General features: G+C 63.2%; 24 protein-coding genes. 21 read left to right on the top strand and 3 right to left on the bottom strand.

What is annotated here, in order from left to right; translation table 11 throughout:
- The coding region (locus BG60_RS28305) for an Rne/Rng family ribonuclease (RefSeq protein ID WP_034473551.1) at positions 1–1,926 on the bottom strand (1,926 nt) is incomplete at its 3' end.
- A gap of 495 nt (positions 1,927–2,421) precedes the next feature.
- Between BG60_RS28305 and BG60_RS38355 the strand changes: the two genes are divergently transcribed.
- Genes BG60_RS38355 through BG60_RS28285 form a run of 5 tightly spaced genes read left to right on the top strand, consistent with a single transcriptional unit; the run spans position 2,422 to position 5,841 of the window.
- Complete coding sequence (locus tag BG60_RS38355; RefSeq protein ID WP_144403826.1) at positions 2,422–2,778, top strand: hypothetical protein; 357 nt, start codon at positions 2,422–2,424, stop codon at positions 2,776–2,778.
- Between the two features lie 45 nt (positions 2,779–2,823).
- Positions 2,824–3,822: an RluA family pseudouridine synthase gene (locus BG60_RS28300; RefSeq protein WP_034473545.1), complete on the top strand. Its 999-nt coding sequence runs from the start codon at positions 2,824–2,826 to the stop codon at positions 3,820–3,822.
- Complete coding sequence (locus tag BG60_RS28295) at positions 3,823–4,482, top strand: HAD-IA family hydrolase (protein WP_008342265.1); 660 nt, start codon at positions 3,823–3,825, stop codon at positions 4,480–4,482. It begins immediately after the preceding gene.
- Entirely contained in the window at positions 4,479–4,853 is a 375-nt protein-coding gene (locus BG60_RS28290) for a Rieske (2Fe-2S) protein (RefSeq protein ID WP_008342264.1), read from the top strand. The genes BG60_RS28295 and BG60_RS28290 overlap by 4 nt, the downstream gene beginning before the upstream one ends.
- A gap of 25 nt (positions 4,854–4,878) precedes the next feature.
- Positions 4,879–5,841, top strand: coding sequence for a S49 family peptidase (locus BG60_RS28285; protein ID WP_008342262.1), 963 nt, complete (start codon positions 4,879–4,881; stop codon positions 5,839–5,841).
- Between the two features lie 2 nt (positions 5,842–5,843).
- Here the strand turns inward: BG60_RS28285 and BG60_RS28280 are convergent, their stop codons facing one another.
- A complete protein-coding gene (locus BG60_RS28280) occupies positions 5,844–6,563 on the bottom strand; it encodes an SAM-dependent methyltransferase (protein WP_034473543.1) in 720 nt (239 codons plus the stop codon).
- Complete coding sequence (locus tag BG60_RS28275; RefSeq protein WP_034473541.1) at positions 6,560–7,177, bottom strand: Maf-like protein; 618 nt, start codon at positions 7,175–7,177, stop codon at positions 6,560–6,562. The genes BG60_RS28280 and BG60_RS28275 overlap by 4 nt, the downstream gene beginning before the upstream one ends.
- Before the next feature lie 322 nt (positions 7,178–7,499).
- Here BG60_RS28275 and BG60_RS28270 point away from each other — a divergent pair, with 322 nt between their 5' ends.
- From BG60_RS28270 to lepB, 16 genes are all read left to right on the top strand, one after another.
- Positions 7,500–8,120 (top strand): DUF177 domain-containing protein, encoded by a 621-nt coding sequence (locus tag BG60_RS28270; protein ID WP_034473538.1) that lies wholly within the window; start codon positions 7,500–7,502, stop codon positions 8,118–8,120.
- Positions 8,121–8,239: 119 nt separating this feature from the next.
- Positions 8,240–8,419, top strand: a complete 180-nt coding sequence (gene rpmF / locus BG60_RS28265; protein WP_008342254.1) for a 50S ribosomal protein L32 — start codon at positions 8,240–8,242, stop codon at positions 8,417–8,419.
- A gap of 138 nt (positions 8,420–8,557) precedes the next feature.
- Positions 8,558–9,709 (top strand): phosphate acyltransferase PlsX, encoded by a 1,152-nt coding sequence (gene plsX, locus BG60_RS28260; protein ID WP_034473536.1) that lies wholly within the window; start codon positions 8,558–8,560, stop codon positions 9,707–9,709.
- Complete coding sequence (locus BG60_RS28255; RefSeq protein WP_034473534.1) at positions 9,709–10,698, top strand: beta-ketoacyl-ACP synthase III; 990 nt, start codon at positions 9,709–9,711, stop codon at positions 10,696–10,698. Before plsX ends, BG60_RS28255 begins: the two co-directional genes overlap by 1 nt.
- A 121-nt stretch (positions 10,699–10,819) precedes the next feature.
- The gene (gene fabD, locus BG60_RS28250; protein ID WP_034473532.1) at positions 10,820–11,752 is read left to right on the top strand and encodes an ACP S-malonyltransferase; all 933 of its coding nucleotides are present in this window, start codon (positions 10,820–10,822) and stop codon (positions 11,750–11,752) included.
- Positions 11,753–11,763: 11 nt separating this feature from the next.
- On the top strand, positions 11,764–12,504 hold the full coding sequence (fabG, locus tag BG60_RS28245; RefSeq protein ID WP_034473531.1) for a 3-oxoacyl-ACP reductase FabG: 741 nt from the start codon (positions 11,764–11,766) through the stop codon (positions 12,502–12,504).
- Positions 12,505–12,754: 250 nt separating this feature from the next.
- Positions 12,755–12,994 carry an acyl carrier protein gene (acpP, locus tag BG60_RS28240; protein ID WP_004197638.1) on the top strand — a complete coding sequence of 80 codons (240 nt, stop codon included), beginning with the start codon at positions 12,755–12,757 and terminating at the stop codon, positions 12,992–12,994.
- Positions 12,995–13,137: 143 nt separating this feature from the next.
- Positions 13,138–14,376, top strand: a complete 1,239-nt coding sequence (fabF, locus tag BG60_RS28235) for a beta-ketoacyl-ACP synthase II (RefSeq protein WP_008342106.1) — start codon at positions 13,138–13,140, stop codon at positions 14,374–14,376.
- A 31-nt stretch (positions 14,377–14,407) separates the two neighbouring features.
- Positions 14,408–14,863 (top strand): protein YgfX, encoded by a 456-nt coding sequence (locus tag BG60_RS28230; RefSeq protein ID WP_008342105.1) that lies wholly within the window; start codon positions 14,408–14,410, stop codon positions 14,861–14,863.
- Positions 14,864–14,959: 96 nt separating this feature from the next.
- Complete coding sequence (rpoE, locus tag BG60_RS28225; RefSeq protein ID WP_008342103.1) at positions 14,960–15,559, top strand: RNA polymerase sigma factor RpoE; 600 nt, start codon at positions 14,960–14,962, stop codon at positions 15,557–15,559.
- Between the two features lie 81 nt (positions 15,560–15,640).
- Entirely contained in the window at positions 15,641–16,279 is a 639-nt protein-coding gene (locus BG60_RS28220) for a sigma-E factor negative regulatory protein (protein WP_034473530.1), read from the top strand.
- A gap of 4 nt (positions 16,280–16,283) precedes the next feature.
- Positions 16,284–17,327 carry a MucB/RseB C-terminal domain-containing protein gene (locus tag BG60_RS28215; RefSeq protein WP_008342097.1) on the top strand — a complete coding sequence of 348 codons (1,044 nt, stop codon included), beginning with the start codon at positions 16,284–16,286 and terminating at the stop codon, positions 17,325–17,327.
- 22 nt (positions 17,328–17,349) lie between these two features.
- Positions 17,350–18,885 (top strand): DegQ family serine endoprotease, encoded by a 1,536-nt coding sequence (locus tag BG60_RS28210; RefSeq protein WP_034473529.1) that lies wholly within the window; start codon positions 17,350–17,352, stop codon positions 18,883–18,885.
- Positions 18,886–18,890: 5 nt separating this feature from the next.
- The gene (locus tag BG60_RS28205; protein ID WP_008342094.1) at positions 18,891–19,151 is read left to right on the top strand and encodes a glutaredoxin family protein; all 261 of its coding nucleotides are present in this window, start codon (positions 18,891–18,893) and stop codon (positions 19,149–19,151) included.
- A gap of 135 nt (positions 19,152–19,286) precedes the next feature.
- A complete protein-coding gene (gene lepA / locus BG60_RS28200; protein ID WP_008342093.1) occupies positions 19,287–21,077 on the top strand; it encodes a translation elongation factor 4 in 1,791 nt (596 codons plus the stop codon).
- A gap of 45 nt (positions 21,078–21,122) precedes the next feature.
- Positions 21,123–22,016, top strand: coding sequence for a signal peptidase I (gene lepB / locus BG60_RS28195; protein WP_008342091.1), 894 nt, complete (start codon positions 21,123–21,125; stop codon positions 22,014–22,016).
- Positions 22,017–22,153: the final 137 nt, after the last annotated feature.

Raw genomic sequence — 22,153 nt, 5'->3', positions numbered from 1 at the left:
CTCGCGACGGCCGCCCTGGCGCGCGGCGCCGTTGGCGCCCGCCGCCGTGCCTGCCGCAGCGCCTTCGCGCGCGGCGCCACCGCTACGTCGATTGCGGTTGCGATCGCCGCCGCCGGTGCGTTCACCGCGTTCGCGCGGCGCGCGCGTGGCCGGTTGCGCTTCGACCGGAGCCGGCGCGGGTTGCGGCGCAGGCTGAATGCCGAACAGATTCTTGATCCACGCGATGAATCCGCCGCTCGCCGGAACGGGCGTCGGCGCGGGCGCGGCCTCGACGGGCGCGGGCTTCACCGGCGCGCTCGGCGCGGGCTTCTCGGGCGTGATGCCCTTCACGGCGGCTTCCTGCTTCGGCTTCACCTCTTCGGTGCGCTTGCTGTAGCCGGTCTCCGATTCGAGCTCGCTCGCCGCTTCGACGGCCATCTTCCACGACGCGCGCGGATCGTCGAGACGCGCATCGTCGTGACGCAGACGCTCAAGCTTGTAGTGCGGCGTTTCGAGATGCTTGTTCGGAATCAGGACGACATTGACCTTGAAGCGCGACTCGATCTTGTTGATTTCCGAGCGCTTTTCGTTGAGCAGGAAGGCGGTCACCTCGACCGGCACCTGGCAATGGATCGCCGCGGTGTTTTCCTTCATCGCTTCTTCCTGAATGATCCGCAGCACTTGCAGCGCGGACGATTCGGTATCGCGGATGTGACCCGTGCCGTTGCAGCGCGGGCACGTCACGTGGCTGCCTTCCGACAGCGCCGGACGCAGGCGCTGACGCGACAGTTCCATCAGGCCGAAGCGCGAAATCTTGCCCATTTGTACGCGGGCGCGGTCGTGCTTCAACGCATCTTTCAGGCGCTGCTCGACTTCGCGCTGGCTCTTGGCCGATTCCATGTCGATGAAATCGATCACGATCAGCCCGCCCAGATCGCGCAGACGAAGCTGACGCGCGACTTCGTCGGCGGCTTCGAGATTGGTGCGCGTCGCGGTTTCCTCGATGTCCGCGCCCTTGGTCGCGCGCGCCGAGTTCACGTCGATGGCGACGAGCGCCTCGGTGTGATCGATCACGATCGCGCCGCCCGACGGCAGCGGCACCGTGCGCGAGTACGCGGTTTCGATCTGATGCTCGATCTGGAAGCGCGAGAAGAGCGGCACGTCGTCGTGATAGCGCTTCACCTTCGAGAGGTTGTCGGGCATCACGATATCCATGAAGGCGCGCGCCTGGTCATGGATTTCGGTCGTGTCGATGAGAATTTCGCCGATATCCGGCTGGAAGTAGTCGCGAATCGCGCGGATGACGAGGCTCGATTCGAGATAAATGAGCATCGGCTGGCCGGCGACGCCGCTCTGCGACGCGGCTTCGATCGCGCGCCACAGTTGCATCAGGTAGTTCAGGTCCCACTGGAGCTCTTCCGCCGAACGGCCGATACCCGCCGTGCGCGCGATGATGCTCATGCCTTCCGGCAGTTCGAGCTGCGCCATGGTTTCGCGCAGTTCCTGCCGTTCGTCGCCTTCGATGCGGCGCGACACGCCGCCGCCGCGCGGGTTGTTCGGCATCAGGACGAGGTAACGTCCGGCCAGCGAGATGAACGTGGTCAGCGCCGCGCCCTTGTTGCCGCGCTCTTCCTTCTCGACCTGGACGATGAGTTCCTGGCCTTCGCGCAGCGCGTCCTGAATGCGCGCGGAGCGCATCTCGACGCCATCGCGGAAATACTGGCGGGCGACTTCCTTGAACGGCAGGAAGCCGTGGCGGTCTTCACCGTAGTTGACGAAGCAGGCTTCGAGCGACGGCTCGATGCGGGTGACGACTCCCTTGTAGATGTTGCCTTTGCGCTGTTCGCGCCCGGCGGTTTCGATGTCGATATCGATGAGCTTCTGCCCATCGACGATGGCGACGCGCAATTCCTCTTGCTGCGTCGCGTTAAACAGCATTCGTTTCATGAAACGGCTCCAGAATGGCTCCGTCCTCCCTCGTCGTGCGAATCGGCGTCGGTGACTGATGCATCACGCGCGCGAAGCGGGAAGGTGGGCGTGCCACGCTTTTTTGTGTGTTGTCACAAAGCACGCTGGAGCGGGACTTCTGGCGGGAGAATTGCCGAAAGCAGGCCGCGGCTTCCGCATCGGACAGCCGCGCCGTGGGGCGCATTGCGAAGCAACTGCGAGACGTACGACAGATCGCTCGGCTCGTGGCGAGGATGAACGGCGGCGCTGCGGCTCCGCGTCTCAAAATGGACGCGCCGAACCGGCCTGCGCTCTTGCAAAGAGCCTGATTCCTCCCAACGGCGGCCGCGAGGAAGAGCGGTCTCGCGCAAACCGGCGCGATGCTTCGTAACCGATCCTCTTTGCTGCCTTGCCGCGCCGGCACGGCCGCGGGCCCGACTTGTTTCTGTCGGCTCCCGTCGGCTCGCGGCCGCATGTCTCGCCTCGTTTGCGGCGTTGTCGCGCTTCGCAGAAATCAGCGCAGCAGCGATTTCGCCGTCAGTTGTTCGCAAAATCGGCGAGCGTCGATTTGCCTTTTTCTCCCGCTCGACGGCAGGGTCGATCCGGGCTGGCATCCGGTTTTGCCGGGCGCCGTCGCTTCTCGCCGATAAAATTCTTTTTGACCAAAAATCCGTTACCGTCGGCGATCGACTCGACCGAACGCGCCTGTGGGCTCCGTCCTTGCCGGTGATATCGCCGTGCGTGCAACTCGTCGCTCTCGATTTTCCGGGTGAGCAACCGACCTTGGGCGCAAGTAAAATGATGGTTTATCGCTTGCACCGATACAGTCTGAATAATTCGGCCGCTGCTTGATCCTAAGCGTCGACCTTTTCAGGCTGCTCGCAAATTATATTCAGAATGAATGAGTTAGGCAAAACATCCCATAAACAGGTCGCAAGCGAACAAGTGTCGATGATCGAAGTCGACGAAACGGCCGCCGGTCAGCGGATCGACAATTTTTTGCTGCGCGTCTGCAAGGGCGTCCCGAAGAGCCATATTTACCGCATTCTCCGAAGTGGCGAAGTGCGCGTGAACAAGGGACGCATCGACGCGGCTTACCGGCTCGAGTTGGGCGATCTCGTGCGCGTGCCGCCGATCCGCATCGCGCAGCAGGACGCGGCGCCGGTGTCGTCGAACGCGCCCGCCGCCGAATTCCCGATTCTCTTCGAGGACGACCATCTGATCGTCATCGATAAACCGTCCGGCGTCGCGGTGCATGGCGGCAGCGGCGTCGCGTTCGGCGTCATCGAGCAGTTGCGCAATGCGCGGCCGCACGCAAAATTTCTCGAACTGGTGCATCGGCTGGATCGCGAGACGTCGGGCGTGCTCATGCTCGCCAAGAAGCGCCAGGCGCTCGTCGGGCTGCACGAGCAGATTCGCGAAAATCGGGTCGACAAGCGCTATTACGCGTGCGGTCACGGCGACTGGCAGAGCGACTGGGGCCGCCGGCGCATCGTCAAGGCGCCGTTGCATAAATATGTCGCAGCGGATGGCGAGCGGCGCGTGCGAATCCAGGAGAACGGGCTGCCGTCGCATACGGTCTTCAATCTGATCGAGCGCTGGCGCGACTACGCGTGGGTCGAGGCAGAGCTGAAAACCGGCCGCACGCACCAGATTCGCGTGCACATGGCGAGCATCGGCCTGCCGATCGCGGGCGACGCCAAATACGGCGATTTCGCGCTGAACAAGGAATTGGCCCGCCCGAGCGCGAAACCGTCGCTGAAACGCATGTTTTTGCACGCGTATCGACTGAAAATCACGCACCCGGCGACGGGCGAGCCGCTGCAATTCGAAGCGCCGCTGCCCGTCGAGTGCAAACGGTTCATCGAACAACTGAAAAACCGGGAGACCGAGTAAATGGCGCGGCAGCAATTCGATCTGATCGTTTTCGACTGGGACGGCACGCTGATGGATTCGACCGTCCACATCACGCGCAGCATTCAGGCCGCGTGCCGCGACCTCGGGCTGCCGGTTCCCGCCGATGAATCCGCGAGCTATGTGATCGGCCTCGGCCTGAAGGACGCGCTGCAGATATGCGCGCCGACGCTCGATCCGTCCGACTATCCGCGCCTGGCCGAACGTTACCGCTTCCATTTCCTGACGATGGGCCAGAAAACCGAACTCTTCGGCGGCGTGCGCGAACTGCTGCAGGAATTGCGCGATCTCGGCTATTTTCTCGCGGTCGCGACGGGCAAGAGCCGCGTCGGACTGAATCGCGCGCTCGACGAATCGCGGCTCACGAGCCTCTTCGACAGCACGCGCTGCGCGGACGAAACGTTCTCGAAGCCGCATCCCGCAATGTTGCAGGAACTCACGCGCGAGCTCGGGCAGGATCTCGGGCGCACGGTGATGATCGGCGACACGACGCACGATCTGCAGATGGCGATCAACGCGGGCGCGGCGGGCGTCGGCGTCGGTTATGGCGCGCATCCGGCCGATTCTCTCGCGGCGCTCAAGCCGCAGTACTGCGCCGACAGCGTCGCGTCGCTCGCCGGCTGGCTGCGGGAGCACGCATGAGCGAACCGGTGCGGGTATGCGCGTCCGACGAACTCGTCGATGGCGGCGCGGGCGTGCGCGTCAACGCGACCGAAGCGAGCGGCGACGCGGTCGTGTTCTTCGTCCGATACGGCGGCGAAGCGTTCGGTTATCTGAACCGGTGCGCGCACGTGCCGATGGAGCTCGACTGGAACGAGGGCCAGTTCTTCGAAAGCTCGGGCCTATACTTGATGTGCGCGACGCACGGGGCGATCTACGAGCCCGATACCGGCAAATGCGTCGGCGGTCCTTGCCGCGGCGCGCGCCTGCGGGCCGTGACGGTCGAAGAGCGCGACACGCCGGAAGGGCGCGCGGTCTTCTGGCTGCCCGACGACGCCGTGCGTCCCGCCTGATTCAATCTCTACACATCCACGACGCATGTCCGACAACATTCCGCCGCGCAATAACGACAACTGGGAGCGCGAAGCGCTCGAACGCATCGCGCTCGCCGCGATTCGCGAGCAGCGCGCCGCGCGTCGCTGGCGCATCTTCTTTCGCTTCCTGTTTCTCGGCGTGATCGCGCTGATCGCCTGGGGCGTGTTCGATTTCACCGGCGATCGTGCCGCGAAGGCTGGCAAGCACACGGCGCTCATCGATCTGCAGGGCGAGATCTCCGCGAACAGCGATGCCAGCGCCGACAACATCGACGGTGCGCTACAGAGCGCGTTCGAGGACGAGAACACGGCGGGCGTGATTCTGCGCATCAACAGTCCGGGCGGCAGTCCGGTGCAGGCGGGAATCATCAACGGCGAAATCCGGCGGCTGCGCGCGAAGTATCCGAAGACGCCGCTGTACGTGGTCGTCGACGACATGTGCGCGTCGGGCGGCTATTACGTCGCGGCGGCGGCGGACAAGATTTACGTCGACCGCGCGAGCATCGTCGGCTCGATCGGCGTGCTGATGGACGGCTTCGGCTTCACGGGCCTGATGGACAAGCTCGGCATCCAGCGCCGCATGCACACGTCGGGCGCGAACAAGGGCGCGTTTGACCCGTTCTCGCCGGAAACGCCCGCGATGAACGCGCACGCGCAGGAAATGCTCGATCAAATTCACACGCAGTTCATCGATGCCGTGAAGCTCGGGCGCGGCAAGCGTCTGAAGGATGATCCGGAGCTGTTCTCGGGCATGTTCTGGACCGGCGAAAAGAGCGTCGAACTCGGTCTCGCCGATGGTTTCGGCGACGCCAGCTATGTCGCGCGCGAGGTCATCAAGCAGCCGGATATCGTCGATTACACGCAAAAGGAAAGCATCAGCGAGCGTGTGGTGCGGCGCTTCGGCGCATCCGTGGGCGATGCCGCCATGCGCGCGCTCACGCTCGGCGGCAAGCCTCAGTTGCGCTGAGTTTATGAAGCCAGCAAGAGGAAGATCGCCGGGCGCTTATGCAGGTCCGGCGCGGCCTGCTTCTTCCAGTCGGCCGCCGTGCGCGTGACGATGTTTTCGCCCGGCAGCGTCAGATCGACGGCGACGCAAATGAGCGTCGACGGCGCGCAGCCAGCGATGAGCGCGTCGAGCATCGCCTTATTGCGATAGGGCGTCTCAATGAAAATCTGCGTCTGATTGGCCTTGCGCGACAGTTGCTCCAGCTCGCGCAGCCGTTTCGCGCGTTCGCCGGCATCGACCGGCAGATAGCCGTTGAACGCGAAGCTCTGGCCGTTCATGCCGGAAGCCATCAGCGCGAGCAAGATCGAGCTCGGTCCGACGAACGGCACGACCTTCACGCCACGCTGATGCGCGCGCCGCACGAGCAACGCACCGGGATCGGCGACGGCGGGACAGCCCGCTTCGGAGACGAGGCCGGCGTCGGTGCCGGCGAGGATCGGCGCGAGCAGCTTGTCGATTTCCGCTGGCGGCGTGTTCACGTTCAGCTCGCGCACCTCGATTTCCTGAATCGGACGTTCGGTGCCCACTTTCTTCAGAAAGGCGCGCGTCGTTTTGGCGTTTTCGCCGATGTAGTACGCGAGCGCGGCCGCCTGCGCGCGCACCGGTTCGGGCAGAACTTGGGCGAGCGCGTCGGCGTCGCCTTCGCCGAGCGTGTTCGGAATCAGATAGAGAACGCCGCTCATGCCGCCTCCAGCACCGGATGGCCGGCGTTCGCGAGCATTCCGGTCAGCGCGATCAGCGGCAGGCCGATCAGCGCGGTGGGATCGTCGGATTCGATCGCTTCGAGCAACGCGATGCCCAGGCCTTCCGCCTTGGCGCTGCCGGCGCAGTCGTACGGCGTTTCGGCGCGCAGGTACGTCTCGATCTGGGCGTCCGAATAGCGACGAAACCTCACGCGCGTGACGATATCGGCGGATTGCGCGTCGCCCGTGCGGCTGTCGAACAGGCAAAGCGCGCTGTGGAATTCGACGCTGCGTCCGCGCATCGCCTGGAGCTGGGCGAAGGCTTTCTCGTGCGTGCCGGGCTTGCCGATCTGCTTGCCGTCGAAGGTCGCCACCTGATCCGAGCCGATCACGAGGGCGTTCGCGTCGTTGCCGCTCCGTCCGGCCGCCGCACGCGCCTTGGCGATCGAGAGCCGAACCGCGGTCGCTTCGGGCGTTTCGTTGGCGAGCGGCGTTTCGTCGATATCGGGCGACACGACGTCGAACGGAATGCGCAGGCGTTCGAGCAATTCGCGCCGGTAAGGTGAACTGGACGCCAGAATCAGGCGTGGCGGCGATTTCGAAGCTTCAGACATGAGACGAACCGGACAAAAAAGGGTGTAAAAACGACGGGCTGCGATTCAGCCCTTAAGTATTTGACTCGAAAGAACAAAGCCGATATGATTTTGGGCTTTTCATCGGTACGTGCGCGGGCGAAGGCTCTCCTGTCATCGATGAAACCGGTCGAGCCGAAGAGTCAGAAAGCACGAGGTCAGACAGCATGATGCCGGCCAGATGCACATTGGGGCAAATTCGGGCAAGTCGGGCCTGCATCGAAGCTGCATTTAAGCCGAGTCGCGGTGCATACTGAGCACTCACCGGTAGCACTAACCCAAGTAAGGTCAAGCAGGAGCGCACATGACTCAGAATCCTGGCAAACCTGTGAGCCCCGCCGATCCGCGCGCGCTCGACATTTACGAATTCGCCAAGAGCGGCAGGCAATCGGCCGGCGCGCTGCGTGTGTCGCAGATGCCGCGCATGTTAGCCGAAGTGCCGGCTGATGTGCCAGACGGCGATACCGTGTTCACCTGGCAAGGCGAGGGCTCGACCCAGCCGGAATTGCAGGACGACGGCACGGAGGCGCCGCAGCCGTATCTGCGTCTTGCGGTGCACGGTTCGGTGTGGCTCACGTGCCAGCGCTGCCTTCAGCCGTATTCGCAGCATCTCGATGTCGATGCGACATATCGGATCGTGGCGACGGAAGAAGAAGCGGACGAATTTCCGCTCGACGACGATGAAGTCGAAGTGATCGTGGGCTCGCGCCAGTTCGATCTCGTCGACTTGATCGAAGAGGAGTTGTTGTTGTCCTTGCCGCTCGTGCCCAAGCACAACGTATGTCCCGAGACGCACGAAAGTCTGCTTCCGGGCACGGAGGACGACGAGCCGGATGAAAGCGGTGTGACGGATGAGGACGAAAAGCCGAATCCGTTTGCCGTGCTGGAGAAGCTCAAGGGCGGCTCCGACGGCAAGAAGCACTGAAATGGTTTTGTAGCACGCAACAAACTGGTAGCGCGATGTGCGCACCCGATGGCCGAACGGCCGAGGGCTGTCGGCGGATCGGGCTGTGTTAGAATTCGCAAAATTTTTCTGGAGTAATCATGGCAGTTCAGCAAAACAAGAAGTCGCCGTCGAAGCGCGGCATGCACCGTTCCCACGACTTCCTCCCGACGGCTCCGCTGGCTGTCGAGCCGAGCACGGGCGAGGTGCATATGCGCCACCACGTGAGCCCGAACGGCTACTATCGTGGCAAGAAAGTCATCAAGACGAAGAACGACTAAGCGTTCATCGACGCTCGATGCGCCCGCCGGAATCATTCCACGGGCGCGCGGGCGCAACTCGCTCTTGACACTTTCCCGGTACGACGAGAAGGCGGCATTTCACTGCCGCTTTTTTGTGTCCGAAATTCGTCGCGTTCCATGACTGTAAAGATAACCATCGACTGCATGGGAGGCGACCACGGTCCGGCCGTGACCGTTCCCGCTGCCGTCAATTTCGTGCGCTCGCATCCCGACGCGCACCTGATGCTCGTCGGTCTCGAGCAGCCCATCCGCGCTCAGCTCAAGAAGTACAAGGCTTCCGACGAGCCGCGTCTGACCGTCGTTCCCGCCAGCGAAGTCGTCGCGATGGACGACCCGGTCGAAGTCGCGCTGCGCAAGAAGAAAGATTCGTCGATGCGCGTCGCGCTCAATCTCGTGAAAGAGGGCGAGGCGCAGACCTGCATTTCCGCCGGCAACACCGGCGCGCTCATGGCGGTGTCGCGCTATGTGCTGAAGACGCTCGCCGGTATCGAGCGGCCTGCCATTGCGTTCGCGATGCCGAGCCAGAAGGGCTACACCACGGTGCTCGACCTGGGCGCCAACGTCGATTGCGAACCCGAGCATCTGCTGCAGTTCGCGGAGATGGGCCACGCGCTCGTATCGGCGATCGAAGGGCGCGAACGGCCCACGATCGGTCTGCTCAACATCGGCGAAGAAGTCATCAAGGGCAACGAAACGATCAAGCGCGCGGGCGAGCTGCTGCGCGCGAGCACGCTCAACTTCTACGGCAACGTGGAAGGCAACGACATCTATAAAGGTACGACCGATGTCGTCGTGTGCGACGGCTTCGTCGGCAATGTCGCGCTGAAGACCTCCGAAGGTCTCGCGAAAATGCTCGCCGACATGATCAAGGAAGAGTTCAGCCGCAACTTCGCCTCGAAGTTGATGGCGCTCGTCGCGCTGCCCGTGCTGAAGCGTTTCAAGAGGCGTGTCGATCCGGCGCAATATAACGGCGCGGCCTTGCTCGGCCTGCGCGGGCTTGTAATCAAAAGTCACGGTTCGGCCGAGGCCTTCGGGTTTGAGTGGGCCATCAAACGCGGGTATGATGCCGTCAAAAATGGCGTGCTCGAACGCCTGGTGCGCGCGATGGAAGAAAACGCTCCCGCCGCGCGCGAGGCGGACGCGAACGGTCCCGCGTCGGCGGCCGCGGATCAATCGATCCAGCAGGCCGCTTCACAGCCGAACCCACAGCCAAACTCGCAGCCGAACCCGCCGGGCGAGTCCGGTACTGCGCTACATTCGAAGGCATAATGGCTCAATCCAATCTTTACTCTCGCGTGCTGGGCACCGGCAGCTATCTGCCGTCCGAGCGTGTCACGAATCAGGACTTGGCGGACCGTCTCGCGAAGCAGGGCGTCGAGACCAATGACGAATGGATCGTCGCGCGCACCGGCATTCACGCGCGACATTTCGCAGCACCGGATCAAACCACGAGCGATCTCGCGCTGATCGCTTCGCAGAAGGCGATCGAGGCGGCGGGCATCGATCCGCAATCGATCGATCTGATCATCGTCGCGACTTCCACGCCTGACTTCGTGTTCCCGAGCACGGCGTGCCTGTTGCAAAACAAGCTCGGCATCAAGAACAACGGCGCGGCCTTCGACGTGCAGGCGGTGTGCTCCGGTTTCGCCTACGGCGTCGCGACGGCGGACAGCTTCATTCGCAGCGGCATGAACCGCACGGCGCTCGTCGTCGGCGCGGAGACGTTCTCGCGCATTCTCGATTTCAACGATCGCACCACGTGCGTGCTGTTCGGCGACGGCGCGGGCGCGGTCATCCTCCAGGCGTCCGATGAGCCCGGCGTGCTGTCGAGCGCGCTGCACGCGGACGGCAGCTATTCGGACATTCTCTGCACGCCGGGCAACGTGAACGGCGGCGTGGTTCAGGGCAGCGCGTTCCTGCACATGGACGGGCAAGCGGTGTTCAAGCTCGCGGTCAACGTGCTCGAAAAGGTCGCGCTCGAAGCGCTCGACAAGGCGAAGCTCACGCCTGAAGACATCGACTGGCTGATTCCGCATCAGGCCAACATCCGCATCATGCAAAGCACGGCGCGCAAGCTGCATCTGCCGCCGGAGCGCATGGTCGTGACGGTCGGCGAGCATGGCAACACGTCGGCGGCATCGATTCCGCTCGCGCTCGACGTCGCGGTGCGCGACGGCCGCATCAAGCGCGGCGACAACATTCTCATCGAAGGCGTGGGCGGCGGCTTCACGTGGGGCGCGTCGGTCATCCGCTACTGATTCGCCGATCAGATCCCTCTACCCAATTCGTAACTGATCCCTCTTCATCGCTGACCCCGCGCGCTCCTCCAGCGCGCGGTCCATGAGGACATCGCGGATCATTCCAATCAACGAGGACGATATGAAATTTGCGTTCGTTTTCCCCGGACAAGGCTCGCAGTCCATCGGCATGCTCAACGCATTCGCCGATCACGCGATCGTGCGCGAGACCGTACAGCAGGCTTCCGACGCGCTCGGCCAGGATCTCGGCAAGCTGATCGCCGAAGGCCCGGCAGAAGAGCTGAACCTGACGACGAACACGCAGCCCGTCATGCTGACGGCCGCGTATGCGATTTATCGCGTGTGGGAAAAGGAAACGGGCCTGAAGCCTGCGCTCGTCGCTGGTCACAGCCTCGGTGAATACACCGCGCTCGTCGCGGCGGGCGCGCTCGCGTTCGCGGACGCCGTGCCGCTCGTGCGTTTTCGCGCGCAGGCGATGCAGAACGCGGTGCCGGTCGGCGAAGGCGGCATGGCCGCGATCCTCGGCCTCGACGACGACACCGTGCGCGCCGTGTGCGCTGAAGCCTCGTCGGCGGGCGTCGTCGAAGCGGTGAACTTCAATGCGCCGGCGCAGGTGGTCATCGCCGGTTCGAAGGCGGCCGTCGAGAAAGCGTGCGAGCTGGCGAAGGCGAAGGGCGCGAAGCGTGCGCTGCCGCTGCCTGTGTCCGCGCCGTTCCACTCTTCGCTGCTCAGGCCCGCATCGGATCAGTTGCGCGACTATCTCGCCAACGTCGAAGTGAAGGCGCCGCAGATTCCGCTGATCAATAACGTCGATGTCGCGATCGTCTCCGATCCCGCCGCGATCAAGGACGCGCTGGTGCGTCAGGCCGCCGGTCCGGTGCGCTGGGTCGAGTGCGTGCAGGCGATGGCGAAAGACGGCATCACGCACGTCATCGAATGCGGTCCGGGCAAGGTGCTCGCGGGCCTGACGAAGCGTATCGACGGTAATCTCGTCGGCGGCTCGATCTTCGATCCGGCATCGCTCGAAGAAACGCGCAAACTGATCGCTGGCTAAGGACGAACAACATGAATCTGCAAAACCAGGTAGCAATCGTCACGGGCGCGTCGCGTGGCATCGGACGCGCGATCGCGCTTGAACTCGCGAAGCAGGGCGCGACGGTCATCGGCACGGCGACGAGCGAAAGCGGTGCTGCGGGCATCAGCGAAGCGTTGCAGCAAGCGGGCGGAAAGGGCCGTGGCGCGGTGCTGAACGTGAACGACGCCGCCGCGGCGGATGCGTTCATCGACGGCATCGTCAAGGAATTCGGCGGGCTGAACGTGCTCGTCAACAATGCGGGCATCACGAAGGATCAGCTCGCGATGCGGATGAAGGACGACGAGTTCGACGCCGTCATCGATACGAACCTGCGCGCGGTGTTCCGTCTTTCGCGCGCGGTGCTGCGCCCGATGATGAAGGCGCGCGGCGGCCGCATCATCAACATCACGTCGGTGGTGGGTTCGTCCGGCAATCCTGGCCAGGCCAACTACGCGGCGGCAAAGGCTGGCGTCGCCGGCATGACGCGCGCGCTCGCGCGTGAGATCGGCAGCCGTGGCATCACCGTGAACTGCATCGCGCCCGGTTTCATCGACACCGACATGACCAAGGTCCTGCCGGAAGAGCAGCGCACCGCGCTCACCGCGTCTATCCCACTTGGCCGACTGGGCGCGCCCGAAGATATCGCGCATGCTGTGGCATTCCTGGCCTCGCCGTTCGCCGGTTACATCACCGGCACGACGCTGCATGTGAACGGCGGCATGTACATGTAAGGCCTTAATAGGCATTTCGCAGAATTTCGCTTAATATCCGCGCCGGAACGGGCGCGCAAAATGCTCGAAGGAGCAACGTGCGTACCGCTTTCGCGCGGCAGTGAAGAATCGATGCAATGCCGGCCGCCGCCCTCTTGATGAAGGGCAGGACACGGTGGAGCATGGAACTGACGCGTCGTATTTTGCGGGTCCAAACCTGATAAAATGCGCGCACTTGTATTTTTGAACTTTTTTCCCCTCGGAGGGCTGCATGGACAACATCGAACAGCGCGTGAAGAAGATCGTCGCCGAACAACTGGGCGTGGCGGAAGCCGAAATCAAGAACGAAGCTTCGTTCGTGAACGATCTGGGCGCTGACTCGCTCGATACGGTCGAACTCGTCATGGCGCTGGAAGACGAATTCGGCATGGAAATTCCCGATGAAGAGGCCGAAAAGATCACCACGGTTCAGCAAGCGATCGACTACGCGCGCGCCAACGTCAAGGCCTAAGGCCGGACGCGCCAGCGACTCATCGTCAATCAGCTCGATGCATCGTCGCTGCAAACCGATTTGACAGCCACAGGGCACACAGGGCGGTTTCCTGTGGCCGCTGTGGCTTTTGTTTTTCGTCATTCTATGGATAAGGGGTTACCGTGAGCCGTCGTCGAGTTGTTGTTACAGGCCTTGGGCTCGTATCGCCTGTCGGCAATACTGTTGCCGACGGCTGGGCCAATCTGGTCGCGGGCAAGTCGGGCATCGCCAATATCACGAAGTTCGACGCGACGAACTTTTCCACGCGTTTCGCCGGTGAGGTGAAGGGCTTCAATATCGAAGACTACATGCCCGCCAAAGAGGCGCGCCATATGGATACGTTCATCCATTATGGTTTCGCCGCGGGCGTGCAGGCCATGCAGGACAGCGGCCTCGAAATCACCGATGAAAACTCGGAGCGCGTGGGCGTCGTGGTCGGCTCGGGCATCGGCGGTCTGCCGATGATCGAAGTCACGCAAACCGAACTGCTCAATCGCGGCCCGCGCCGCATTTCGCCGTTCTTCGTGCCGGCGTCGATCATCAACATGATCTCCGGCCATCTTTCGATCCGCTTCGGTCTGAAAGGCCCGAATCTGTCGATGGTCACGGCCTGCACCACCGGCCTGCACTGCATCGGCGAGGCGTCGCGACTGATCGAATACGGCGACGCGGACGTCATGATCGCGGGCGGCGCGGAAGCCACGGTTTCCCCGCTCGGCATCGGCGGTTTCGCGGCAGCGCGCGCGCTCTCGCAGCGCAATGACGATCCCGCGACGGCGAGCCGTCCGTGGGACACCGACCGCGACGGCTTCGTTCTCGGCGAAGGCGCGGGCGTGATGGTGCTCGAAGAGTACGAGCACGCGAAGAAGCGCGGCGCGAAGATCTACGCGGAAGTGCTCGGCTACGGCATGAGCGGCGACGCGTATCACATGACCGCGCCGCCGGAAGACGGCGACGGCGGCCGCCGCGCGATGGTCAACGCAATGAAGAACGCGCGCATCAATCCCGATGAAGTGAACTACGTCAACGCGCACGGCACGTCGACGCCGCTCGGCGACATCGCGGAGACGATCGGCATCACGCGTGCGCTCGGCGATCAGGCGAAGAAGGTCGTCGTGAACTCCACCAAGTCGATGACCGGCCACCTGCTGGGCGGCGCGGGCGGCCTGGAGTCGGTGTTCACCGTGCTGGCGATCCACAATCAGGTGTCGCCGCCGACCATCAACATCTTCAATCAGGATCCGAAGTGCGACCTGGACTACTGCGCGAACACCGCGCGGGAGATGAAGATCGACGTGGCGGTCAAGAACTCGTTCGGCTTCGGCGGCACGAACGGCTCGCTCGTCTTCAAGCGCCACTGAGCTCGGCGCGCTCGTCATCGCGGGGATCCATATGGCGAGCGTGTGTGTGAATCGGCCGCATCGTGACGCAGGCGTCGCGATGCGGCCGTCGCGTTTCTTGCGGGGCGCAATGCTCGGCTTCGTAGCCGTTGCGGGAGCGTCGGTGTTCCAGTGCGTTTTCGCGCATGCGGAGCACGCGGGGCACGCCGCCGTGGCTTGCGCGGCGGCGCTGGCGGTGCTCGGGCTGGCGTCGTACCGGTGGATGAACGCCCAGCCATCTGCGATTGGCCTTCTTTCCGACGGCATCACGATCTGGAACCGAAGCGGCGAGATGCGCCACACGAGCATCGCTGGGTGCGCGCAATGGAGCGGACGCCTCATCGCGTTGACGCTTTGCGATACGCGCGGGCGGCGCGAAACGCTCGTCGTCGCGGCCGATTCCGTCGATGCCGACACCTTCCGCCAGCTCTCGGTCCAGGCTCGCCGCGCCGCAGCGTCCCACCTGTAACGACTGTAACGGCGCATGAGCGTTCCGGTAGCCTTACAGGCGGTAACGCTACAATAGCCGTCCGCGCAACTTCCCCAAGCTAATCGGATTTACCAGGTGAGTGAAAAAGAAATCGACCAATTGCTGGTCGAACGTGTCCAGAAGGGTGACAAGGCCGCGTTCGAACTGCTGGTCGCCAAATACCACCGCAAGATCATTCGACTGATCTCGCGCCTCGTGCGCGACCCCGCCGAGGTCGAGGACGTCGCCCAGGACGCCTTCATCAAGGCCTACCGCGCGCTGCCGCAGTTTCGCGGCGAATCGGCGTTTTACACCTGGCTTTACCGCATTGCTGTCAATACGGCAAAAAACTATCTTGCAACTCAGGGCCGCCGCGCTCCCACTTCTACCGAAGCCGATGCAGAAGAAGCGGAAACTTTCTCCGACGCGGACCAACTAAGGGATATCAACACGCCCGAGTCGATGTTGATGAGCAAGCAGATCGCTCAGACTGTCAACGCCGCGATGGCGTTGCTGCCCGAGGAATTGCGCACCGCCATCACGCTTCGGGAGATTGAAGGACTGAGCTACGAGGAAATCGCCGAAATGATGGATTGCCCGATCGGCACCGTCAGATCGAGAATTTTTCGTGCTCGCGAAGCCATTGCGGCAAAATTGCGTCCGTTGTTGGACACTCCCGAAGGCAAACGCTGGTAGGCGGCGAAAACCCTCGGGGCAGGGACGCGATATCTGGGTTGGTGGTGTCACAACGGGGTGTGGTCAAAGATGGGGAGCATCATGGGGTCGGTCTCGGTGCAGAATCAAACACAGGCGGGTTCGCGCGGCGAGCGCATGTCGGCTTTCGTCGACGGCGAAGCGCTCGGCGAAATTGGCAGCATCAGCCAGTTTCTCGCGGATCTGAAAGGCGACGAACGCGCGGCGTGGTCGGAATATCACCTGATCGGCGACGCCTTGCGCTCCGACGATCTCGCGGTCAGCCCGGCGCGCAGCAGCGCGTTCATGGCCGCATTCTCCGAACGTTTCGAAGCTGAGGCGCACGTACTCGCGCCGGCTGCATTGCCGGGCGTGACGGCGAAAGCGCGGGGCGGCATGTTGCGCCGTCGCGTGATGCCGGCCTTCGCGGTTGCCGCGGCGGCCGCTACGCTGACATGGATCGTCGTGCCGCAGCTGCAAGGCGTCGATCGCAACTCGGGCGCGCAGGTGGCGAGCGTCGCGCCGGCGGATTCGTCGATGCAGCGGGTGGCGCTCGCGTCGGTGCCCGCGGTGACCACGCGTACGCCGATCGTCGAAGCGAACATCATCCGCGACGCGAATCTCGATCAGTATCTCGAAGCGCATCAGCAGTTCTCCCAGCAGCCCGCGATGCCCGGTTCGATGCCCCTGATTCGCGCGGCGGCTATAACGCAAGGCCAATAATTTGATGCTGAGTGTGCGGTTGAATAAAACAAGATATTGGGGGCGGCTGCCGGCATTGATGCTCTGCGCAGCCGCGTTGTTGACGGCGGCAACGAGTTCGTTCGCTCAGGGAGACGATCCCGCCACCGCCCGCAAGACAGCCGCCACTCTGCTCAACCGCATCCACGAAGCGGCCCAGCAGCAGAATTACGAGGGCACGTTCGTCTACCAGCGTGGCGCGACGGTGCAGTCGTCGCGCATTACGCACGTCGCCACGCGCGGTGACGGCGAATACGAATCGCTCGAAAGTCTCGACGGCGCGCCGCGCAAGATGCTGCGTCACGACGACGACATGTTCACCTTCGTGCCGGAGCGTCATCTGCTCGTGGTCGAGCATCGGCAGAACCGGGATTCGTTCCCGGCGCTGTTGTCGACGAGTGGCGATCAAGTGCTTTCCGTCTACGATCCGAAGCTGTTGGGCACGGACCGCGTCGCGGGGATCGAAAGCCAGGTGCTGGAGCTCGATCCGAAAGATTCCTATCGTTTTGCCTACAAGCTGTGGGCCGATGCGAAAACCGGCTTGCTGCTGCGCGCGCAAACGCTCGATCCGGACGGGCAAGTCCTCGAGCAGCTTTCTTTCTCTCAGGTGCGTATTGGCGGGCCGATCGACAAGGCGCCGATCGCGAACGGCATTCGCAACACGTCGGGCTGGACCGTCGTGCGGCCGCCCGTGCAGCCGGTCGACATGGAAGCGCAGGGCTGGCAACTGACGCCGACTATCGCGGGCTTTCGCAAGATTCGCGAGTTGCGCCGTCCGATGGCGTCGAGCCAGCAAGGCCAGCCGCCGATTCCGGTCGATCAGGCCGTGTTCTCCGACGGCCTCGCGACGATCTCGGTTTTCGTCGAGCCGGTGGAGAAAAACACGCGCAAGGAAGGCGCGGGGAATAGTGGAGCGACGCACGTTCTGGTGAAGCGCCGCGGGGATTTCTGGATCACCTTGCTGGGTGAAGTGCCGCAAGCCACATTGCAGCAATTTGCTTCTACCATAGAATACAAGCCTTCCAAGTAATCCAGATCCCGGCCTCCAACCTATGAGCAACTTCTCGCTGCGCAAGTTCATCGCGGCCGCGGCGCTCGCCGTGTGCCTGCCGTTCGTATCGCAATCTGCGTCAGCGGTGCCCACGGTGAACCTGCCGGACTTCACGACGCTCGTCGACAAGGTGGGGCCCTCGGTCGTGAACATTCGCACGACCTCGCGCGTCGGTTCGGGCAGCGATCTGCGCGGCCTGCCGCCCGGTCTCGATGAAGGCGACATGTCGGAATTCTTCCGACGCTTCTTCGGCATTCCGATGCCGGGTCAGCCGCCTCGTGGAGGTGGCGGCGGCGGAAATAACGGCGGCGGAAGTCAGGGCGATCAGGGCAAGGGCGGCAGCCGCAACGCGCCCGACGACAACCAGGACAACTCGGAGCAGAGCAGCGGCGTCGGCTCGGGCTTCATCCTGTCGACCGATGGCTACGTGATGACCAACGCACACGTCGTCGACGATGCCGACACCATCTACGTCACACTCACGGACAAGCGCGAATTCAAGGCGCGTCTCGTCGGCGTCGACGAGCGCACGGACGTCGCCGTCGTGAAGATCAGCGCATCGAACCTGCCGGCGATCACCATCGGCGATTCGAACAAGGTGCGCGTCGGCGAGTGGGTGCTCGCAATCGGTTCGCCGTTCGGCCTCGACAACACCGTGACCGCGGGCATCGTCAGCGCGAAGGGGCGCGATACGGGCGATTACCTCCCGTTCATCCAGACCGATGTCGCCGTGAATCCGGGCAACTCGGGCGGTCCGCTCATCAACATGGCGGGCGAGGTGATCGGTATCAATTCGCAGATTTACAGCCGCACGGGCGGTTTCATGGGCATCTCGTTCGCGATTCCGATCGACGAAGCCATGCGCGTCGCCGATCAGCTTAAGACGTCGGGCAAGGTGGTGCGCGGGCGCATCGCGGTGGCGATCGGCGAAGTGACGAAGGACGTCGCGGATTCGCTGGGCTTGCCGAAAGCGCAGGGCGCGCTCGTGTCGAGCGTCGAATCGGGCGGGCCGGCCGACAAGGCCGGCGTGCAGCCAGGCGACATCATCCTCAAGTTCAACGGTCAGAACGTCGAGACCGCGACCGATCTCCCGCGCATGGTCGGCGATACGAAACCCGGCACGAAGACCACGCTCACGATCTGGCGCAAGGGCCAGACGCGCGATCTGTCGATCACGGTCGCCGAAATGCAGCCGGACAAGGTCGCGAAGACCGAGCAGAAGAAACCGCCGCAGCCGAAGGAGCGCGCGAGCAATTCGCTCGGCATGGCGGTGAGCGACATTCCGGCAGATCAAAAGAAGGCGCTCAAGCTGTCGAGCGGCGTTCAGGTCGATGCCGTCGAGGGACCGGCGGCACGCGCGGGCTTCCAGAAGGGCGACATCATCATGCGTATCGGCGATACGGATATCACGAGCGCCAAGCAGTTCCAGGAAGTCGCGCAGGGCCTCGACGCGAGCAAGATGGTCGCGATTCTCGTGCGTCGCGGCGACAACACGCAGTTCGTGCCGGTGCGCCCGCGCGTGCCGGCGCAGAAATAAGCGCGATGACGTCGAAGCCAGGCGCGGCCTTCATTCTGTACGGGCGCGCCTGGTGTCATCTGTGCGAGGACATGCGGGCCGAACTCGAGCCAATCGCCGCGCAACACGGCATTCCGATCGAATGGATCGACATCGACGAAGATCCGCTGCTCGAAGCGCGCTACGACGAACGCGTGCCGGTTCTGGCGCTCGATGGCGTCGAGCTGTGCCAGTACCGGCTCGACGCTGACGCGGTACACGCAGCGCTGCTCGCGCGCGGTCGGTGAGGGCGGCGCAGGCGAAATCCGCCGGGGCACCCCCGTTTTCGGCTAAAATGCTCAAGTTTTCCCCAAATTTTCAAGGCGTGCTCCGCGTTGGTGAGGGCGCGCCTTTTTCGCTTTTTTTGGCACGATCGGCACTGAATGGATCATATTCGTAACTTCTCGATCATCGCGCACATCGACCACGGCAAGTCGACGCTCGCTGACCGCATCATCCAGTTGTGCGGCGGCCTGTCCGACCGTGAGATGGAAGCGCAGGTGCTCGATTCGATGGACCTCGAGCGCGAACGTGGCATCACGATCAAGGCGCAGACCGCGGCGCTGACCTACAAGGCGCGCGACGGCCGCGTCTATAACCTCAACCTGATCGATACGCCGGGGCACGTCGACTTCTCCTACGAAGTCAGCCGCTCGCTATCCGCGTGCGAAGGCGCGCTGCTCGTCGTCGACGCGTCGCAGGGCGTCGAAGCGCAGACGGTGGCGAACTGCTACACGGCCATCGAACTCGGCGTCGAAGTCGTGCCGGTGCTCAACAAGATCGATCTGCCGGCCGCGAACCCCGAAAACGCGATCGCGGAAATCGAGGACGTGATCGGCATTCAGGCCGCGGACGCCGTCCATTGCAGCGCGAAGACGGGTCTCGGCGTCGAGGACGTGCTCGAATCGCTGATCGCGAAAGTGCCGCCGCCCGAGGGCGATCCGGACGCGCCGCTGCAGGCGCTCATCATCGACTCGTGGTTCGACAACTACGTCGGCGTCGTGATGCTGGTGCGTATCGTCAACGGCACGCTCAAGCCGAAGGACAAGATCAAGATGATGGCGACCGGCGCGCAATACCCGGTCGAGCATGTCGGCGTGTTCGCGCCGAAGTCCACGAATCTCGCGCAATTGTCGGCGGGGCAGGTGGGCTTCGTGATCGCGGGCATCAAGGAACTGACGGCCGCGAAAGTGGGCGATACCGTCACGGTCGCGAGCCGTCCGGCCACCGAGCCGCTGCCCGGCTTCAAGGAAGTGAAGCCGCAGGTGTTCGCGGGGCTCTATCCGGTCGAGGCGAATCAGTACGACGCGCTGCGCGAATCGCTCGAAAAGCTGAAGCTCAACGACGCGTCGCTGCAGTTCGAGCCGGAAGTGTCGCAGGCGCTCGGCTTCGGTTTCCGTTGCGGCTTCCTCGGCCTTCTGCACATGGAAATCGTGCAGGAGCGTCTCGAGCGCGAATTCGACATGGACCTCATCACCACCGCGCCGACGGTGATCTACGAGGTCGAGCAGCGCGACGGCACGACCATCATGGTCGAGAATCCGGCGAAAATGCCGGAGCCGCAGAAGATCGAGGAAGTGCGCGAGCCGATCGTCACCGTGAATCTGTATATGCCGCAGGAATATGTCGGCTCCGTCATCACGCTGTGTACGGCCAAGCGCGGCTCGCAGATCAACATGCAGTATCACGGCCGTCAGGTGCAGCTGACCTACGAAATCCCGATGGCGGAAATCGTGCTCGACTTCTTCGACCGCCTGAAGTCGACGTCGCGCGGCTATGCGTCGATGGACTACGAGTTCAAGGAATATCGCGCGGCGGATGTCGTCAAGGTCGACATGCTCATCAACGGCGACAAGGTCGATGCGCTGTCGGTCATCGTGCACCGTTCGCAGAGCCAGCATCGCGGCCGCGAAGTGGCGTCGAAGATGCGCGAACTGATTCCGCGTCAGATGTACGACGTGGCGATCCAGGCGACCATCGGCTCGAACATCATCGCGCGCGAGAACATCAAGGCGCTGCGCAAGAACGTGCTCGCGAAGTGCTACGGCGGCGACATCTCGCGCAAGAAGAAGCTGCTCGAGAAGCAGAAGGCCGGCAAGAAGCGCATGAAGCAGGTCGGCTCTGTCGAAATCCCGCAAGAGGCTTTCCTGGCGATTTTGCGCGTCGACGAGTAACGCGCGCACGGCGAAGCAAACAACGATAACAACCGGAAGCGATTGATGAATTTCGCATTGATTCTTTTGATCCTCGTCGTATTGACGGGTATTGCCTGGGTGCTCGACAAGCTGGTGTTTCTGCCGCAACGGCGCCGCGCCGCCGACGCCGCGGTGGCCGAGTTCGATCGCCAGCAGGAGCGCGTCGGCGAGCGTTTCGCCGATGAAAACGCCCCGCAGACGCGCGCCCGCCTGCACGACGACAAGCTGCGCCAGCCGTGGTGGCTCGAATACACGGCGAGCTTCTTCCCGGTGATTCTCGCGGTATTCGTCGTGCGCTCGTTCATCATCGAGCCGTTCAAGATTCCGTCCGGCTCGATGGTGCCGACGCTGCTCGTCGGCGACTTCATCCTCGTGAACAAGTACGAATACGGCCTGCGCATGCCGATCACGAACACGAAGATGACCAACGGCAGCCCGCTCAAGCGCGGCGATGTCGTCGTGTTCCGGTATCCGAAGGACGAATCGGTCGACTACATCAAGCGCGTGATCGGCCTGCCGGGCGATACCGTCGCGTACGAAGACAAGAAGCTCACGATCAACGGCAAGCCGGTGCCGGAGACGCCGCTGCCCGATTATTTCGACGACGAGCGCATCGGTTACGCGAAGCAGTTCGAGGAAGATCTCGACGGCCGCAAGAACGCGATCCTGAACAATCCGCAAGTGCCGCCGTTCATCGTCGGCGCGGACGATTTCCCGTTCCGCGACAACTGCAATTACAACGCTCAGGGCGTGACGTGCAAAGTCCCGCCGGGCAACTACTTCATGATGGGCGACAACCGCGACAACAGCGCGGACAGCCGCTACTGGGGCTTCGTGCCGGACAAGAACATCGTCGGGCGCGCCTTCTTCATCTGGATGAACTTCAGCAATCTCAAGCGCATCGGCGCTTTCCAGTGAACACACATCACGCCGGCTCGTCTCCTGAGACAGCCGGCGTTGCTCATTCTTAAAACAAGCTTCGAAACGGCGTGAAGAAGCGCGGCTAACACCGTCTCGCCACGCGTTTTCCGGCGCGGTCCGGCGGAATCGTCCGC

The sequence above is a fragment of the Caballeronia zhejiangensis genome, assembly GCF_000698575.1.
Lineage (GTDB): Bacteria > Pseudomonadota > Gammaproteobacteria > Burkholderiales > Burkholderiaceae > Caballeronia > Caballeronia zhejiangensis.
The sequence above is the reverse complement of the archived record's forward strand: the minus strand, read 5'-3'. Positions and strand labels throughout refer to the sequence as shown.